This window comes from Leifsonia sp. P73, from assembly GCF_051059105.1.
Taxonomy (GTDB): domain Bacteria; phylum Actinomycetota; class Actinomycetes; order Actinomycetales; family Microbacteriaceae; genus Leifsonia.
Window position 1 is genome coordinate 2,818,377 of the sequence record NZ_CP194931.1, and the last position, 16,221, is coordinate 2,834,597.

General features: G+C 64.1%; 15 protein-coding genes and 2 pseudogenes. 7 read left to right on the forward strand and 10 right to left on the reverse strand.

The genetic code is table 11. The features are described 5' to 3' along the window. Positions 1-718 precede the first annotated feature (718 nt). Positions 719-1,984, reverse strand: coding sequence for a transaldolase (tal, locus tag ACQ86L_RS14570; protein WP_434316050.1), 1,266 nt, complete (start codon positions 1,982-1,984; stop codon positions 719-721). A gap of 334 nt (positions 1,985-2,318) precedes the next feature. Here tal and ACQ86L_RS14575 point away from each other — a divergent pair, with 334 nt between their 5' ends. Further along, complete coding sequence (locus ACQ86L_RS14575; protein WP_434316051.1) at positions 2,319-3,239, forward strand: NADP-dependent oxidoreductase; 921 nt, start codon at positions 2,319-2,321, stop codon at positions 3,237-3,239. Positions 3,240-3,345: 106 nt separating this feature from the next. Further along, the gene (locus ACQ86L_RS14580) at positions 3,346-3,825 is read left to right on the forward strand and encodes a hypothetical protein (RefSeq protein WP_434316052.1); all 480 of its coding nucleotides are present in this window, start codon (positions 3,346-3,348) and stop codon (positions 3,823-3,825) included. 101 nt (positions 3,826-3,926) lie between these two features. On the opposite strand, the gene ACQ86L_RS14585 is transcribed toward ACQ86L_RS14580, so the two are convergent. Continuing rightward, positions 3,927-5,312 carry an FAD-dependent oxidoreductase gene (locus ACQ86L_RS14585; RefSeq protein WP_434316053.1) on the reverse strand — a complete coding sequence of 462 codons (1,386 nt, stop codon included), beginning with the start codon at positions 5,310-5,312 and terminating at the stop codon, positions 3,927-3,929. A 73-nt stretch (positions 5,313-5,385) separates the two neighbouring features. Here ACQ86L_RS14585 and ACQ86L_RS14590 point away from each other — a divergent pair, with 73 nt between their 5' ends. From ACQ86L_RS14590 to ACQ86L_RS14600, 3 genes are all read left to right on the forward strand, one after another. Continuing rightward, positions 5,386-6,348, forward strand: coding sequence for a cupin domain-containing protein (locus ACQ86L_RS14590; protein ID WP_434316054.1), 963 nt, complete (start codon positions 5,386-5,388; stop codon positions 6,346-6,348). A gap of 399 nt (positions 6,349-6,747) precedes the next feature. Beyond that, a complete protein-coding gene (locus tag ACQ86L_RS14595) occupies positions 6,748-7,686 on the forward strand; it encodes an NADP-dependent oxidoreductase (protein WP_434316055.1) in 939 nt (312 codons plus the stop codon). Positions 7,687-7,840: 154 nt separating this feature from the next. Further along, positions 7,841-8,455 carry an NADPH-dependent FMN reductase gene (locus ACQ86L_RS14600; protein ID WP_434316056.1) on the forward strand — a complete coding sequence of 205 codons (615 nt, stop codon included), beginning with the start codon at positions 7,841-7,843 and terminating at the stop codon, positions 8,453-8,455. Between the two features lie 862 nt (positions 8,456-9,317). Here ACQ86L_RS14600 and ACQ86L_RS14605 read toward each other — a convergent pair. The 4 genes and pseudogenes from ACQ86L_RS14605 to ACQ86L_RS14620 all read right to left on the reverse strand — a co-directional run bounded on the left by ACQ86L_RS14605 (position 9,318) and on the right by ACQ86L_RS14620 (position 11,769). Then, a complete protein-coding gene (locus ACQ86L_RS14605) occupies positions 9,318-10,475 on the reverse strand; it encodes a ParB/RepB/Spo0J family partition protein (RefSeq protein WP_434318984.1) in 1,158 nt (385 codons plus the stop codon). 6 nt (positions 10,476-10,481) lie between these two features. Further along, a pseudogene (locus ACQ86L_RS14610) lies at positions 10,482-10,739 on the reverse strand (hypothetical protein); the annotation flags it as partial. A 259-nt stretch (positions 10,740-10,998) separates the two neighbouring features. Then, positions 10,999-11,280, reverse strand: a complete 282-nt coding sequence (locus ACQ86L_RS14615; RefSeq protein WP_434316057.1) for a hypothetical protein — start codon at positions 11,278-11,280, stop codon at positions 10,999-11,001. Positions 11,281-11,478: 198 nt separating this feature from the next. Next, positions 11,479-11,769 (reverse strand): hypothetical protein, encoded by a 291-nt coding sequence (locus ACQ86L_RS14620; protein WP_434316058.1) that lies wholly within the window; start codon positions 11,767-11,769, stop codon positions 11,479-11,481. A 423-nt stretch (positions 11,770-12,192) separates the two neighbouring features. On the opposite strand from ACQ86L_RS14620, the gene ACQ86L_RS14625 reads away from it, so the two are divergent. Both ACQ86L_RS14625 and ACQ86L_RS14630 read left to right on the forward strand, forming a co-directional pair. Next, positions 12,193-12,510 carry a hypothetical protein gene (locus tag ACQ86L_RS14625; RefSeq protein WP_434316059.1) on the forward strand — a complete coding sequence of 106 codons (318 nt, stop codon included), beginning with the start codon at positions 12,193-12,195 and terminating at the stop codon, positions 12,508-12,510. A 71-nt stretch (positions 12,511-12,581) separates the two neighbouring features. Continuing rightward, complete coding sequence (locus tag ACQ86L_RS14630) at positions 12,582-13,241, forward strand: histidine phosphatase family protein (RefSeq protein ID WP_434316060.1); 660 nt, start codon at positions 12,582-12,584, stop codon at positions 13,239-13,241. 184 nt (positions 13,242-13,425) lie between these two features. Here the strand turns inward: ACQ86L_RS14630 and ACQ86L_RS14635 are convergent, their stop codons facing one another. The 4 genes and pseudogenes from ACQ86L_RS14635 to ACQ86L_RS14650 all read right to left on the reverse strand — a co-directional run bounded on the left by ACQ86L_RS14635 (position 13,426) and on the right by ACQ86L_RS14650 (position 16,210). Continuing rightward, on the reverse strand, positions 13,426-13,983 hold the full coding sequence (locus tag ACQ86L_RS14635) for a hypothetical protein (protein WP_434316061.1): 558 nt from the start codon (positions 13,981-13,983) through the stop codon (positions 13,426-13,428). A gap of 62 nt (positions 13,984-14,045) precedes the next feature. Beyond that, the gene (locus ACQ86L_RS14640) at positions 14,046-14,342 is read right to left on the reverse strand and encodes a putative quinol monooxygenase (RefSeq protein WP_434316062.1); all 297 of its coding nucleotides are present in this window, start codon (positions 14,340-14,342) and stop codon (positions 14,046-14,048) included. Next, a pseudogene (locus ACQ86L_RS14645) lies at positions 14,335-15,155 on the reverse strand (ATP-binding cassette domain-containing protein). Before ACQ86L_RS14645 ends, ACQ86L_RS14640 begins: the two are co-directional and overlap by 8 nt. Beyond that, complete coding sequence (locus ACQ86L_RS14650) at positions 15,131-16,210, reverse strand: ABC transporter permease (protein WP_434316063.1); 1,080 nt, start codon at positions 16,208-16,210, stop codon at positions 15,131-15,133. Before ACQ86L_RS14650 ends, ACQ86L_RS14645 begins: the two are co-directional and overlap by 25 nt. Positions 16,211-16,221: the final 11 nt, after the last annotated feature.

The following is a 16,221-nucleotide window of genomic DNA, read 5'->3' on the forward strand; positions in this document are numbered from 1 at the left end:
ATACTGCCGTTACGGGTGAGAGGGCACCTCAGCTGAGTGGACGCGCCAGCGCTTCACGCGCTTTCAAGCTTGAGCACGCAACGCCGATCGGCGGACGCGTTCGCTTGCATGGCTGCCTTCTCGTACCCGTCCTTGGATACGCCACCAATTAGAGGCGGGTCAGGGCAGCATTTGCAGTAGAACCCGTAGGTATCGTCGCAGGAAGCTTGCATAACGTTCTGTTCCTCGGACGTCTGCAAGGCTCGCGCCCTATATCTGCGACCGTCGTACCAGGGTGCGGGTGTTGTCACCCGATCGGCTTCATCGATCACAGCGTCCGCCACAGCGTGCTGGGTGAATCACCTGGCGCTGGCAACCCGGAAGCCCGTTTGGGCTGCCTGCATCTCTTGTTCAGCGGTGAAGGCGGTCGCGCCTTCCTCGCCTCTCCGCAAGTTCGAGATGGTCACTCGGGCTCAAGTGGTCACCTTGATGGAAGCGACCGCACCGACTGCGGGGCGTAGCGGGCAACGACCGGGTCCATACTCGCGCGTCTCGTCCCCAGTGAGTTTTTAGCGTCGCCATCGATCGTGTGAACAGAGAAGAACACGAGCGCTACTTCCAGAGCGGTCGGCCGCCCCAGTCCGGCCATGAGGCAGGATAGCGAGCTGAGATGATGAGGTCCATCGGCTCAGGTTGAATGCCGGGATCTCATGTGATGTGTGGTGCCCGCGGGCATCGCTCAGAGCGACTTCTTCAGCGACTCTTCGACAGTGTGATTCAGCTTCCGCCAAGAGCTCTCGAACTTATCCAAGCCGTCCACGAGAAGCTTGTCAGTGACTTTCTCATAGGAGATTCCGACCGCCCTGAGCCTTTCGAAGGTGTCGACGGCATCTGCGAATCGGTCGGTTACTGTGTCGCTACTCAGCCGCCCGTGATCCGCGAATGCCAAAAGCGTAGCCTGCGGCATCGTAATCACGGTGTCAGGAGCAATCAGCTCATTCACGTAGTACGTGTCCGCGAACTCGGGGTCCTTCACGCCGGTGGACGCCCAGAGCAGACGTTGAATGTTGGCGCCTCGTGCAAGCAGTCGCTGCGCCCTCCCACGCGAGAACTCCTCCTGAAAGACGCGATATGCCAATCGTGCGTTCGCGATTCCCACCGCGCCACGCAGTTCCAATGCGTCTGGAGTATCCGAATCCCCGAGGCGAGCATCGACCTCCGCGTCAACGCGCGACACGAAAAAGGATGCGACCGAGAAAATGGTGCTGATGTTCCGGCCAGCGAGAAGGGCTCGCTCCAACCCAGACAGATATGCGCGGATCACCAGCCGGTAGACGTTGATGTTGAACAGAAGGGTTACGTTGACGCTGACGCCGGCGGCAGTCGCTTCGGCAATCGCGTCGATACCTTCCGCCGTCGCGGGAATCTTGACCATCAGGTTCGGTCGATCGATACTCTTCCACAGGTGGCTCGCGCGTTCGAACGTCTCCTTAGCCTGAAAGGCGATCGCCGGTTCCACTTCAACCGAAACCCGCCCGTCAAGACCACCCGTTCGTTGGAAGACCGGATACAAGAGCTTGGCGGTCGCGATGATGTCGGCGGTCACAAGCGCTTCCACGGCGTCCGGAACCGACACACCCTTCCGCGCGAGCAAGCCTAGCTGCGCATCGTAAGCATCGGTACCATTCACGGCCGAGGAGAAGATGGTCGGGTTGGTCGTCACTCCGACCACGTCATACTTGGCGATCAGGTCACGCAGCTCTCCGGAAACCAACGCATCGCGCGACAGGTCGTCCAACCAGATTGAAACGCCAGCCTTACTGAGGGCAGCAGTGGCACAACTGCGCTCGCCGCGGTCTTCTCCGGAACCGTGAGCGGGTTCCACTGACCGGTCCATAATCTGTCCCCTCTCATGCACACCTTGCGAACGAGGAAACTCGCGCATCCATCCGGGAGCAGCGATCCAAACGCTCGGGCCATCTGTCATGCCGGCGGATACCGGCACCAGAGCATTCTTAATGCTCCTACCAATGGAATATCGAGTACAGAACGCCCAGCAACGCGAGATCCGGATGCAACGACCGCGGTTCGCGGGCGTTCGCGCCCAGAAAAAGTGTTCGCTCCGAGAAAGAGGCGGTAAGACGGGCGGTGCGCGGGAAGCAAAACGGTGAAGGTCGTCAGACGAGCCACTGGCGAAGATTGGGCGACTTTTCCAAGCGCCGGACGCGCACATTCACCGTCGCACGGCGAGCGACGGCGGGTCATCATCGAATTACAGCGCTGAGGGACGTCAACCACATCCGGGGACGCCCAGCCTTCCAATCCATAAGGAATTCATTATGAAAGCCATAACCGCATCCGACCGCGAAGCAGGAATTGCCGGGCTGAAGTTGCAGGAGCGGCCGTACCCTCACGCCGCTGAGAACGACGTGATCGTTCGGGTGCACGCCGCCGGATTCACCACCGGCGAACTGGAATGGCCCGGTACCTGGACCGACAGGGCAGGCCGCGACCGAACCCCCACGATCCCCGGTCACGAGGTTGCTGGGGTGGTAGTCGAGCTCGGATACGGAACCACCGGCCTCACGGTCGGCCAACGCGTATTCGGCATTGCCGATTGGACTCGCGACGGCAGCCTCGCCGAATACGTTGCGGTGGAAACCCGGAACCTTGCGCCGCTGCCGGCGGACATCGACTTTGTTTCCGCCGCCAGCCTGCCGATCTCCGGGCTCACCGCATTCCAGGGACTGTTCGTGCACGGCACCGTTGCCGCCGGGCAGACGGTGCTTGTCACCGGCGCCGCGGGCGGAGTGGGAACAGCAGTCTGCCAACTTGCGCGCGCAGCTGGAGCGTTCGTGATCGGAGCCGGTCGTAAGCAACAAGAAGCGCGAATCCTCGAGGCGGGAGCTCACAGCTTCCTCAACCTTGACGACGATCCCATCGGAGGAAACGACCCGATCGACCTCCTTTTCGATGTTCTCGGCGGCGCCGTGGGCGTGCGGCTGTCCGAGCGGATCCGCCCGGGTGGGACACAGATCTCCATCGCAAGCCCGCCCGATGTTTCCCGCGCCGACATCAGCGCCCACTTCTTTGTGGTCGAGACAGACCGGGGCCAGCTCATCGACCTTATCGGCCGTGTGGGAACCGGTCGCTTGCGAACATACGTGGGCGACGTCGTGCCGTTGGAAAAGGCCGCCGCAGCGTTCGCGACCGGCTCCACCGCGCCAGGGAAGATCGTGGTGAAAGTGGCCGCTGATTAACCGGGGAACCCCACCAGCTAGGAGCGAACGTGACTTTCAGACGGCGGGTGCACCTCGTCCGATGTGGCTCGCTTCGAGACCGCGACTGAGTTTGAAAGGCAACAAGATGGCTGACACCGAGAAGACGCAACCGAGCGGCGCAGAGCTCTATCGAGGTCTCGCCACCGAATTCCTCCACCACTACCGGCGGGGACCCCGTTACATCGCGATAACCGGCGTGCCGGGGAGCAACCCCGGTCGAGTGGCCGACCTGCTCGCTTCCGCTCTCAACGACGCGGGACAACCAACGGAGCGTAAAACGGTCACCGACGCCCCGACCGCAGATGAGTTCCGGGACGCAACGATCGCACCGTTCCGTTCTCGTGACGATGTCCTTGTGGTGGACGGGCTCGACCTGCTGAGCAAAGAATTCCGGGGGTTCTGGAACTTCTCAATCTGGCTGGAGCACGACCCGGCACGCACATCGGACTGGTCGTTCGTCGCGATCGAACAAGAGCAGCTCGGCTCCCCGCGGGAATCAGCTTCGGTCATGTTGGATGACGTGAACCCAGAGCGGCCTCAGCGGCTCTGGGCTGATTACTGCTGACAGCGCTCACCTCGAGCCCCTTGCGCGGATTCCCCGGCATGGAGGACCTAGCAGGAGTGAAGGTGCGCCGCGGCCGCCAACCGGCCGCGGCGCCTCTCTCTTCAGGACACGATCTTTGTGAAGATTTCGTTGAATACCTCTGTCGTGCTCGGGTGTGTATAGATCCCGTTGTGCAGGGTGGTGGCGGTGACGCCCTGCTGTATCGCCAACGAGACCAGGTTGATCACCTCTTGCGCGTCGATGCTCAGAATTGCCGCGCCGAGGATGAGATCGGTGTCCGCGTCGAGGATGAACTTCATCACTCCCCGGGTCTCCTCAACCGTGTAGGTGCGTCGCAAAGCGACGATGTTGGCCACCTTCTCTCGAGCGACCTTGATATTCAGCCCTCGCGCGCGGGCCTCCCGCTCGGTGAGACCAACAGTAGCCAGGGGCGGCGTGATGAACACCGTCTTGGGGACGGCCACGCGGTCTTTCACGCTCCGCTTGCCGTCGCCGAGCAACTGGTCGAGGACGACCCGTGCATCATCAAGCGAGATGTACGTGAACTGCGGTCCGCCGTTCACGTCCCCGAGAGCGAAGATGTGCGGCTGCGTGGTGCGCAGGTGCTCGTCAACCACTACCGCTCCGCGGGACGTTGTCTCCACGCCCGCCGCCTCCAGGTTCAGGCCGTCCGTTGCCGGCTTTCGGCCGGTCGCCGGCAGCACGGCATCGCCTCGGACGGCGTGCGAGACCCCATCCTTTATGTACGTGACGGTCGTTCCGCCGTCCACATCTTCGATGCGATCCGCGAGAGAACCGGTGATGAGGGTGATGCCATCGCCGGCGAGGATCTCAGCGGCGACGGCGGCTACATCCTCATCCTCCTTCGGCAGCAGCCTGTCCGCCGCCTCAAGCACGGTCACCTCAGACCCGAAGTGCCGGTAGATCGATGCGAACTCCAGGCCGAGATAGCCGCCACCGATGATCACCAGATGCTCGGGGAGCTTCTGCAGACGGGTGAGGTCACTGCTGCTGACCAGATTCTCGCTGGCCTCAATGCCGTCGATGGGAGGCACGATCGGCTCGGAGCCGGTGTTTATCAGGATCGTCGACCCGGTGACGGTGATCTCGTCCTTTCCTTCTCCGACGGCGACGGTGTGAGGGTCGACGAAACGGGCTTTCCCCGTGATGACAGTCGCCAGCTCCTTGCTGTCGATGGCTTTGAAGTTCGCTGCGCGGCCGGCGGAGGTGAGCTTTCGCACCCCTTCGATGGAGCTGGCAAAGAACTCTTGTGCAGCATCCTCCAGTCGCCGCGAGTTCGAATAATGCACAAGCATTTTGGTCGGGATGCAACCAACGTTAGGGCAGGTGCCGCCGTACATGTCCTCAGATTGTTCGATGAGGATGATCCGCTTCCCGGCGTTCGCTAGGACGTGCGCAGCGGTCTTCCCTCCCTTGCCGAACCCGAGGACGATGACATCGGCTGTGAGAGATGTGGTGGTGTCCATACCTAGAGTGTCGCCCCACACTGATGCTACAAATAGACCATTGCGTATCATTCACTAGCTCGAAAGTATCAGAATGGACGAAATCAGTCAGTTGCTTCGGATTGCACGCCTCGAGGCGCGACTCGATACCCGATGCCTGCTCGGCGGCTCCACAACCATGGAACCCGGGCCGCGAGCGCCTCGCGAGATCCCCTTCCATGTCCTCCTAGAAGGCGAATGTGATCTCGAGGTTGGCGGCAAACTGCACCACATGACAGCCGGTGACGTGGTCATCATCACAACCGGAGCGCGACACCGGATTCTTACCGCAGGAGCAGGACCGACAAGGTCGATCACCATACGAGACGGTTCTACGTTCTCCATCAAAACCAGTGACGATGGCAGCGAGCCGGTGATTGATCTTTTCTGTGGCCACTACACCGTCGGGGCTGGCGCTGGCGCAATCCTCTTCAGATCTCTGCCCGCGCCAACACATGTGTCTCTTTTTCAGGACGAGCGTGGCCGCGGGACTCTGAATGGTCTGAGCGACCTCATGCGGGCCGAAGCTGAGCATGATGGGATGGGTTCGGCGGCCATCATGTCGGCGTTCTGCACTGTGCTCATCGCGCTCGTCCTTCGAACCGCAACGGCAGCGAACAACGCGCATGGACGTCTCTGGACAGCTGTCGCGGACCCGCGGATCAGCACCATCATCCAAGACATCCTCGCCCGGCCCGGGTCCCGGTGGTCGCTCGATCGGCTGGCCGCACAGACCTCGATGTCCCGCGCTACCTTCATCCGACGGTTTCAAACGGCGACTGGTATGACCTTCGGGCAGTTCCTCACGCGGGCTCGTTTGATGATAGCTGCCGACCTGCTGGACAACACGGACCGGAATGTCGCCGACATCGCAGCTGAAGTGGGTTACCAATCGGAGTCCGCATTCACTCGAGCCTTTCGGACGGGGACAGGTCAGACTCCGTCGCAGCTCCGACGGTCTCAGCACGATGTGGGGACCGCCGTTGCGGATGAGAGAAGGGTCGCTCCTACGGCCTGACCGCCTGAGGCGCTTGCAAAGGACGGGATCGCGAGGACGATCTTAGGTAGACGGCGGGGATCGCTTCCAGATCGTGAGCGAAGACGCTTCCTCGAAGTCAAGAGGTAAGAACGGTCGCGCGGAGCGACGCCGACCATATGTGTGCAAACGCAGCAAACACCAGCGCGAGTGACGGCCACCACCTCGCGGCGCGAGTTCATGCCGATCCCATACAGAACCAGTTCCACCTGCGGGGTTGCAACTATAGGGCCAGACAATGACACGAATTGAACTATTTGACTCACTCAAGCCGCGACAGACTCATGACGAATATGCATCCGGTGCGCCACACACGCGCTCGCACGAGCGGAAAAAGTGAGCGCAACCGCCTCACCAAGCGTCAACAATAAGGAGAACATCATGATCGGGATCGGAGCCCAGACCGTTGACGGGACCGTCGAGGTCCTCGACCTGCCCACCCCTCGCCAGCCAGAAGCCGGCGAAATCCTGCTCGAGACCATCAGTGCAGGGATCGGTCCGTGGGACGCTCTCCTGCACATCACCGACGGTTGGGATGTCCAACTGAAGCCGCCTGCCGCTCTCGGTGTCGAAGGCGTTGGACGCGTCGTCGCAATCGGCCCGGATGTCGACAGCTTCAAGGTTGGTGACGTAGTCGTGGTGCACGACACACCTCTCCCCGGGGGGAGCGGCTTCTGGGCGGAGCAGGTGCTCGTTCACGCCTCCAGTGCCGCGCTTCTCCCGTCGGGCCTCAGCGCCGTTCACGCGGCCGCCCTTCCTGTAGCGGCACTCACTGCGAGCCAGTCGCTGAAGGAACTGCAGGTCGTCGAGGGCACGCGCCTGCTCGTCGTCGGTTCCGGACCGACTGCAGTCATGGCGATCCGGCTCGGCGTCCTTGCCGGCGCCGACGTTGTCGCCGCAGCGAGCCCCCGACACGACGACCGGCTTCGTAAGCTCGGCGCTGTCGACGTCATCGACTCGCACGCGGAGAACTTCGCACAGACGACCGATCGGAAGTTTGAGGCTGTCCTCATCGCCGCCGACGGCACCTCCGAGGAAGCCATGAAGCTGCTCGAGGACGGTGGTCGCTTGACCTCGCTCACTTCGGACGCGCCGGAGGCGTCCCGCGGGATTCGTACCAACAACCTGTACATCGTGCCTGACGGTGTCGACTTGGAGCGGATCGCGAAGCTCGCCGCGGACGGGGAGCTGGCGCTCGAAGTGACGACGATCGCACCAGACGACGCCCCCGCCACGGAGGCGCTCGTCGCCGAGGGACGCTCGCGAGGTGCGAAGTTCGTCATCGATTTCAGCACCCCGCAAGCACAAACCGCGGCCTAATCGGCAAACGGCTTCGAGAGAACGCTAGGCGACCAGGAGAGCCCGACGCGGATCGGCTCTCCTGGCAGTCAACCGCCCCCTTCTACGCGGAAGCGTGCGGTGTTCAATGTCAGGCATACCCGGCCTTCGATCGGAAGGCAGGAAGGAATAACCCATGGCGAAGACATACAAGATTGGCTACTTCGTTGGCAGCCTTGCGAAGGGCTCGATCAACCGGACCCTCTCGAAAGCACTGATCAGGCACGCCCCTGACAATCTGGAGTTCACCGAGATCCCGATCAAAGATCTCCCGATCTACAGCTGGGACTACGACGAGGACTTTCCTGCGGAGGGCCGCGCCCTGAAGCAGGCGATCGAGGCTTCGGACGGCATCCTATTCGTGTCACCCGAGTACAACCGCTCGATCCCCGGCGGGCTCAAGAACGCCATTGATTGGGGTTCGCGTCCCTGGGGCGCCAACTCGTTCGCGCGGAAGCCGACTGGGATCATCGGCGCATCCCCCGGTGGGATCGGCACCGCGGTCATGCAATCCTCTATGCGCGCCGTGCTGAGCTTTTTGGACGCCCCGCAATTGAACGCGCCCGAGGCATACATCACCTTCCGACCGGATGCCTTCGGCAGCGACGGCGAGGTGACGGATGAGTCCACCGCATCGTTCCTGCGCCACTACATGGAGGAATACGCCGCGTTCGTCGAACGGGTGCTCGCCGTCAATGCCCCGGGACACATCGGGGACAGCGACCCTGACGTAAGCATGCTTTCCAGCTGACGCGCAGATTCGCAACGAGGTCCCGCCTGGCGACAAGCCAGGCGGGACCTTGCCGTGATTCTCGAGTCGGGGACCTCTGTGAACCCGAAGTCTACGCAGCCATTGAGTGGGCCTCACGTAACTACGGTCCTTGGTCAGCGCTCGCATCCGAGAATTTGCAGACCTGATATTCATGGCGCCGTCGAAGCCATCTCTTGCCGTTTGCGTGCAGCGCCGCCCGATCTCCCTAAATACAAGTCAACAGGGCATAGAAGGTTGGCAGGCGACGCGACCTGCGTCAGCACGACTTCGACGGCGCAGCCTCCGACGGCGACTGTCCTTGACCATTTGTTCGTTTTTCCGCTGGCGACCAGAGCTCATTCCCGGTTCTCCGTGCCGGCTTTCGCGGCATATCCTCACTCGCTGCGCTCCCGCCGGTATTCCACGCTCCCGACACTCCGCACCTACCACTCGCTCTCGATCTCCCCGACCGAAGGCAAACAAAGACAGTCGACACGGGGAGCGATCAGGATGCCGGTATTCGCCATCGATACGAAAGACATGGATCCGGAACTGGAAAGAACTCATCGGGATAGCCGGATCGGCCAACCCGACGGCACAAGAGAAGCCGGACGGCATCGAGACAATGACCCGTGCGCCGTCGATGGATAGGCGATCGCCGCCGATCCATACACGCCGATCGGCCGGCTGACGGCGCTGACGACAGAGACGGCGTGTGTGCCATTCGTAGCCTTCAATCGGGTAGCCCTGCGAGGAGGCCCGGTCGTCAGCGCGGCGACGGTTGCGGCGCCGACTTGTAACCCGTCTTTGACCGCTTAACGAGAAGCGGGCCTGGCGCGCAGGCCCGCTTCTGTCGGCATGGTCAGTCGGCTGCGCCAGGGTCGGCGCTGACCGAGCCGGCGTCCTCGGACGTCGATCCGTCTTCGCTTGCTGTGACGATCTGCTCGACGTCGCTGAGGCCATAGCCCCACGCGGCGAGCTGAGTGAAATAGTCCCTGTTGGTGGAGGAAGGGTACCGCCAGGTCTGCTTGCTGGTGACCGACTCGCATGCACCGAGCACGACGGCCAGCGCCACATGCTGCGCTTTGCCTGGGTTCTGCTCAAGCAACGCTACGAGCTTGTCGTTCTCGAAGTAGCCGGACGGCTCCAGACCGAGCAGCCGGTGGGCGTGCTCGTTGCCCTCGCGAGCGGCGGTGCTGATCGATTGCCGGTGGATCGTGAGGCCCTTGGCGATGACGACCGCCGCGTTCTTGGGGAGGGCCTTGCGGGACAGGAGCGTGGTAAGCCATTCGCGGCGGACGATCTCGGCGGATGCCCACGCCTTATTGTTCGCGATCAGGGTGCGTCGTTCGGCCTTCTCTTCGTCGGTCATCGGCCCGGATTTGGGTTGGGTGCCGCCGTAGGTGTGGAATCCTGCGGCTTTCGGGTCCCGGAGGAAGTAGCTGATGTTGGCGTCGCCGTCCGCGTAGATGCGTACGTGGGCGGCTCGTCCGTCCAGGTTCTCGATGTTCTCGACGGTAACCCGTTGGTCGTCGGCGGTGAGGAGTTCGCTGATGCGGGTGTACTCGGTGTCGTAGTAGCCGGGGTCCACATCGAGGATCAGGTAGCCGCGTCCTTCCAGGTCGGCTTCCGCGTCCGCCTTGGTCTTGGCGCGGGACTTCTCGTCCCGTGCCCGCTGGGCCGCGTGCGCGAACTGTGCCGGGTCGGTAGTCGCGACCTGGATCAGATCGGACCGCAGCTCGTCTTCGCCGTCGAACTCGATCAGCACCGCTGCCTGGTCCAGGGTCAGCTGGTGCTCCTGGATCGCGTTCGCCGCAGCCCGGTTCTCGGCCACCGCCAACGCCGTCTTGACCTGCTTCTGCTTGGTCCCCGTGCGTCGCGCGATCGCGGTCACGGAGAGCCCTTCGAATGCGAGTTGTTGGAACGCGGCGGCACGGTCGCCGTCGGTGAGGGCTTCGCGCTGGTCGTTCTCGACCATCTGCTGCACGATCCGCTGCGCCGTCAACCCGTCCGCATCCACCAGGTAGACGGGAATGCTGGTGAGTCCGGATTCGCGTGCGGCGAAGACTCGACGCTGTCCTGCCCGGACGGTGACGGTGCCGTCGTCGCTGCGGTGGCCGAGGACGGGGTGAGGACGCCGTTCTCTTTGATGGACTGGATGAAGGCGGGGGTGATGGGTGCGGAGGGTCGGACGTTGGTTTCGATGGTCAGGGTGTGCGGGTTGAGGTGTTCGATGGTGCCCGCAACGGTGGTGGTCTCGTTCATGGTTCTGTGATCCCTTCATCTGTTCTTGTTCGCCTGTCTGGCAAGGGGATCGAGGGTGAGCGGGAGCGGAGCGCAGTGCCGGGTCGTGGAATACCGCAGGGAGCGCAGCGAGTGAGGATATGCCGCGAAAGCCCCGCACGCAGTCCCGCGGGAGCGAACTACGATCAACCGGCCAGGCAGACGGACACCCAGCAAGCAGGGCGCCGCTCGCGGCTCCACTAGATCTGTTCCTCACATGAATCGAGCCCACGCCGTCGTCGGCGTGGGCTCGCGGGTCGTTACTGGCAGCTGTCGCACTGCAGGTCCTCCTGCGGGTCGATCGGGACCAGGTATTCGAGGGTGTCGCCCTGGTAGTGGGCGTCGCCGAGTTCGTCGCCGGTAGCGTGCTCCCGGATGCAGGTGTCGGCGGTGGCGGGTTCTCCGAGTGCTCGGAGCAGGCCGGCGAGGGCTTCGACCTCGAGGCAGCCGAGTTGGGGTGCCAGGCCGGCGGCGAGGTCGTGTTTGCTGAACACGGCCGTGAAATGGGTGAGCTCGTTGCTGTCGGTGATGAGGGTGCTCATGATCGTTTCCTTCCTGCTGGTTGGTATGCCGTGAAGGCACGCAGTGCCGACAGTGAGCCTCGCCCGGAACGCCACCCGGCAGGGCGACCCAGTCGGCCCCGAACGGGCTTGCGCGCAGGCCAGGCGACCGAACAATCGCCGCAGGCTACACGGCACACCAACTGGCAGGGAGGAGAGCAGACGCACGTCCTAAGTCGATCAGTGCCGGCGCTCGATCCTCCGCGGCGCTTTGGACCGCACCGCGTCCTTCCACACCCAGCCCTCGTGTACCTGCCCGTCCCGGGCAGTGAAGCGGATGCGGACGGCGTGCTCGTTCCACGCCACCACCTCGACCTCTGGTCGGACGACGGCTTCATGGAAGCGCACGTACGCGATCGCTGGCGCCGGTGCGCTGGGGACGACGGCCGGGTCGTGCTCCAGGTCGACTTCTTGCTCGGTCAGCCAGACCGGGCGGGGGCGGGTGATCGCTTGTTCGATCGCGCGGTCCATCCCGGATCCCGGGTAGCGGCGGTTCTGGCCCACCGTCAGGCGGGGTCGACGTCGACCAGCACCCATCCGGTGCCGATGGACTGCAACTGCATGGACCGAACGTCGTAGGGCTCCTTGTCCGCGATCGCGACAACGGACCACCCGATGAGTCGCTCAGCGGGGTGAGTGAGAGCGTCGTGGGTTGTGCACGATCGAACGGGTTCAGCGGCGAGGACGCGATACCGGTGATCGCGCCAAACGAGCCGGGTCGGAGTCCCGGAATCGGTCCAGATGTGGACGATGTCAGCGGCGGGAGCAATGCTCATGGCCAGTTCCTCCGATCGGGTAGCGGGTGTCAGTTCCACTGGCCACAATAGAACATATGTTCGAATGTTGGAGTGCCGGGTCATGAGAGTTCTACAGGCGGGGGAGCGTGTCTGGCTGGTGGTCGCCGACACGGGCACGCGCATCCATTTCGTAATCGAGTACGGGCCAGCGGTACGCCAGCGCACCCACGAGACGCTGATGATGTACCGGGTCGACCACTTCACCGTCAAGCGACCCGAGAGGTGGCCACTTGGCTTCTACGACGAACTGCAGAAAGCGATTGACGGCTGCGCGTTCAGCCTGGGTATGCCGAATTTCCTCACCCCTGTCACATCCCCGGACGGAGCAATCGTGACTCCGGACGAGCAGAAGGCGCGGTGGCAAGCCGGGCGCGATCCACGCACGGGTCTGGCGATGTCGGGCCGTCCTGCGTGAGGTCGGTGCTGACTCGGTGGACGGTCCGGTCGGAAGGCGCTCGTGCCCGCGGACGATAGATTTGCAGGAGCATGCGACTCCTTCTTCTTCGACACGGCCAGACCCCCGACAATGTGCAAGGAATCCTGGGCACCATGGTGCCGGGACCGACGCTGACCTCACTGGGCAAGCGACAGGCGGCGGCCCTGCCGGCATCGATCACCGAGCCGATAGCGGCGATCGCGGTGAGCACGATGGTGCGTACTCAGCTCACGGCGGCGCCGTTCGCGGCGGATCGCGGACTGCAACCTACGGTGTTCGACGGCCTGCGCGAGGTGGAGGCCGGCACGTACGAGGGCCGAAACGATCGCGCCTCGGTCGCGGCCTACCTCCGGACGTTCTGTTCGTGGGCTGCGGGAGACCTCGATGTCAGGAACCCGGGCGCCGAGAACGGGCACGACTTCTTCGCGCGCTACGACGCCGCGCTTGCCGCAGCGTCCGCTCCCATCCCCGCCGGTGGCACTCTTGCGGTTGTGAGCCACGGCGCCGCCATTCGAGCGTGGGTCGGCCTGCGGTCGTCTAACACCAGCGCGACGTTCACGCTAGACCGACCGCTGGAGAACACGGGCCTCGCCGAACTGGAAGGCGACTCGAGGTCGGGGTGGACACTCCTCAGCTGGCAGGGCGAGCCGGTCGGCGGCCCGCAGCTCGAGGACCGAACTGTCGCGGACCCCATCGGACACGAAATCTAGGCTCGAGCGCGCCACGATTTGCGCACATCTTGCGCACAACTCACTGAGGTCGGGTGGGGTCGTACGGGGTCGAGCAAGAGCGTAGATCGTTGATTTTCTGCTGATCTTTGCCAACAATGAGATGGCAACGGGGCACCGGATAGAGTTCGAATCCCACGCCCTCCGCGGGAGAGGTGTGTCGCGGTCAGTCCGTGCGCTGCGCCAGCCGTCGAAGCTCCTGGCGCAGGTCGTCCAGCCGCTCGCTCATCCCGAGAGGGTCAGGCGCCGTCGTCGCGCGGTCGATGCGCAGTTCGATTTCGCGCGAGATCTCGCCCCATGCCTCTGCGTGGGCCAGCTCGACCACGTGCGCGAGGTACTCGTCGTCTCGCGACCGCCTCCTGAGCTCGTCAGCGGTCGCGCGCGAGAGCGCTTCTCTTCGGCGCAGGTTGATCGCGTCTGCTGGACGGTAGTCGTGCGAGTGCTCCGGTTCGCCTTCGAGGACGGCGGCGAACCGGTGCTCGGTCGCGATGCGGGCTTCGGTCGCATCCGCTTCGTCGGCGAGGGCGAGTAGGGCGCGCCGGGCCACCTCGACGAAGGGGGCGGGTGCGAAGACCGCATCCTGCGTGGTCAGCATCTCGGTGATGATCGCGTTCCGCACAGTCATGCGCACCGAGAACTCCGCCAGCAGCATTCCCTCCTCGAGGGCGCGTTCCAGAGTGGCGGGCTGGACCGCGTCGAGACCCGCTTCGTCGAATGGTCGCATCGGGACGCGTCGTGTCCGCCGCCGGAAGAAGGGCATCGCCTCACTCCTTCCGGCGGCGGAGCTCAGATGCGCTCGAGCCAGGTCAGCCGGGAGCCGTCCTCGACGATGTGCGCTGAGAGTTCTGCGTTGAAGGCGATGCCGTGCTCGGAGCGCAGGTGGGCCTCGAAGGCGTCGGCATCCGCATACTCTTCGTAGACGAAGAAGGCGGCGGGATCCTCCGCGAGACGGTGGGCGATGAAGCTCACGTTTCCCGGCTCCTGCCTGACGTGCTCGGCGAGGCCGGCCACGAGGCGTTCGACCTCGTCCTCGTGGCCGCGCCGAGCGGTGAACTCGGCGTAGAGGGTCTTCGGCTCACCCAACCTTCGCCCCGGTCATGATGGCCACGGCGTCCGTCATCGAGTGCGAGGCCGGAGTGATCGTCGCCGCACGCTTGCCGAGTCGCTGGATGTGGATGCGGTCGGCGACCTCGAAGACGTGCGGCATGTTGTGGCTGATCAGGATGACCGGGATCCCGCGGTCGCGCAGGTTCTTGACGAGCTCGAGGACTTGCGCCGACTCGCGTACGCCGAGGGCCGCCGTCGGCTCGTCGAGCACGACGACCTTCGACCCGAACGCCGCGGCGCGGGCGACCGCGACGGCTTGGCGCTGGCCACCGGAGAGGTTCTCAACCGGGACGGTGACATCCTGGAGGGTCGTGATCCCGAGAGTAGTGAGTTCGTCTCTGGCCTGTTTGCGCATCTTCTTGGTGTCCATGATGCGGAACACCGATCCGAGCACGCCGGAACGACGGACTTCGCGGCCGAGGAACAGGTTCGACGCCACGTCGAGTGCGGGGAGACGGCCAGGTTCTGATAGACCGTCTCGATTCCGGCGGCCCGGGCATCCTGCGGGCGGCGGAAATGGATGGGCTGGCCGTCGAGGAAGAGCTCCCCTTCGTCCGGGATCTCCGCGCCGGTGAGGCACTTGATGAGGGTGGACTTGCCGGCGCCGTTGTCGCCGATGATGGCGAGCACCTCACCCGGGTAGAGCTGCAGGCTGACGCCGTCGAGCCCGACGACCCTCCCGAAGGTCTTGACCAGGCGGCGGGCTTCGAGCACCGGTGTGCGAGTCTCGGTCGGCGTAGCCGCCGGGTTGTCGGTTGCGATGGTCACTTCCGTACCTTCCGAATCCACTGGTCGACCGAGACGGCGACGATGACGAGGATGCCCACGGCGAGCACCTGGTAGAGCACGTCGAGGCCGGCGACGGCCAGGCCCTCCTCGAACACGCCGACGATGAGGGCTCCGAGGAGGGTGCCCCACACCGTGCCGCGGCCGCCGAAGAGGCTCGTGCCGCCGATCACCACAGCGGTGATCGACTCGAGGTTGGTGGCCGTTCCGTCGTTGGGGCCGATGCCGTCGACGCGGCCGATCAGCACCCACGCGCCGACGGCGAGGATGGCCCCGGCCGCGAGGTACACGCTGAGCAGCACCCGCTGCACCCGGATACCGGCCAGGCGGGCGGCCTCCGCGTCGTCGCCCACGGCGTAGACGTGACGACCCCACGCCGTGCGGCCGAGGATGGTGGCGACGATCGCGTAGAGCACGACCATCACCACGACTCCCCAGGTGATCTGCACCCCGCCGACGTTGAAGGTGTTGCCGAGCGCGGTGATGGGCCCGGGCAGGTTCTGCCCCTGCACGGACGCGCTGTTCGAGTAGAGCAGCAGCACGGCCGTGAAGATGCTCAACGTGCCGAGCGTCACGATGAACGGCGGCAGTTTCAGCCGCGTCACCAGGAGGCCGTTGAGCAGCCCCGTGGCGAGGCCGGTGAGCAGGCCGAGCAGGAGGGCGAGCGGCCAGGGTACGTGGTTGGCGGAGGCGGTCTGGGCGATGACGAGTCCCGCCAGTGTGGTGGCCGCCCCGACCGAGAGGTCGATGCCGGAGGTGAGGATGATCAGCGTCTGGGCGATGCCGATGGTTCCGACCACTGCCACCTGCTGGGTGATCAGCGAGAGATTTCCCGGGTTGAGGAACCGCGGGTTGATGATTCCGAAGACGATGATCGAGAGCACGAGCACGACCGCCGGGCTCAGAGCCGGGTAGCGGTGCAACAGACCGCGGATCCGGGTCAGCGGGGTCGTGCGGTGAAGGAACTCCTGGGCGAGATCCAGTTCCGAGGTCGGAGGGCTGGTCTGCGCCGTCGGCTTGGTTTGGGGGTTTGGTTTGCTCGTGGTGGGATTACTCACGATCTGGTGCT

Coding starts and splice junctions, on each gene's coding strand:
- ACQ86L_RS14575 (WP_434316051.1), top strand. CDS start 2,319: ATGAAAGCCATAACCGCATCCGACCGCGAAGCAGGAATTGCCGGGCTG.
- ACQ86L_RS14580 (WP_434316052.1), top strand. CDS start 3,346: ATGGCTGACACCGAGAAGACGCAACCGAGCGGCGCAGAGCTCTATCGA.
- ACQ86L_RS14585 (WP_434316053.1), bottom strand. CDS start 5,312: ATGGACACCACCACATCTCTCACAGCCGATGTCATCGTCCTCGGGTTC.
- ACQ86L_RS14590 (WP_434316054.1), top strand. CDS start 5,386: ATGGACGAAATCAGTCAGTTGCTTCGGATTGCACGCCTCGAGGCGCGA.
- ACQ86L_RS14595 (WP_434316055.1), top strand. CDS start 6,748: ATGATCGGGATCGGAGCCCAGACCGTTGACGGGACCGTCGAGGTCCTC.
- ACQ86L_RS14600 (WP_434316056.1), top strand. CDS start 7,841: ATGGCGAAGACATACAAGATTGGCTACTTCGTTGGCAGCCTTGCGAAG.
- ACQ86L_RS14615 (WP_434316057.1), bottom strand. CDS start 11,280: ATGAGCACCCTCATCACCGACAGCAACGAGCTCACCCATTTCACGGCC.
- ACQ86L_RS14620 (WP_434316058.1), bottom strand. CDS start 11,769: ATGGACCGCGCGATCGAACAAGCGATCACCCGCCCCCGCCCGGTCTGG.
- ACQ86L_RS14630 (WP_434316060.1), top strand. CDS start 12,582: ATGCGACTCCTTCTTCTTCGACACGGCCAGACCCCCGACAATGTGCAA.
- ACQ86L_RS14635 (WP_434316061.1), bottom strand. CDS start 13,983: ATGCGACCATTCGACGAAGCGGGTCTCGACGCGGTCCAGCCCGCCACT.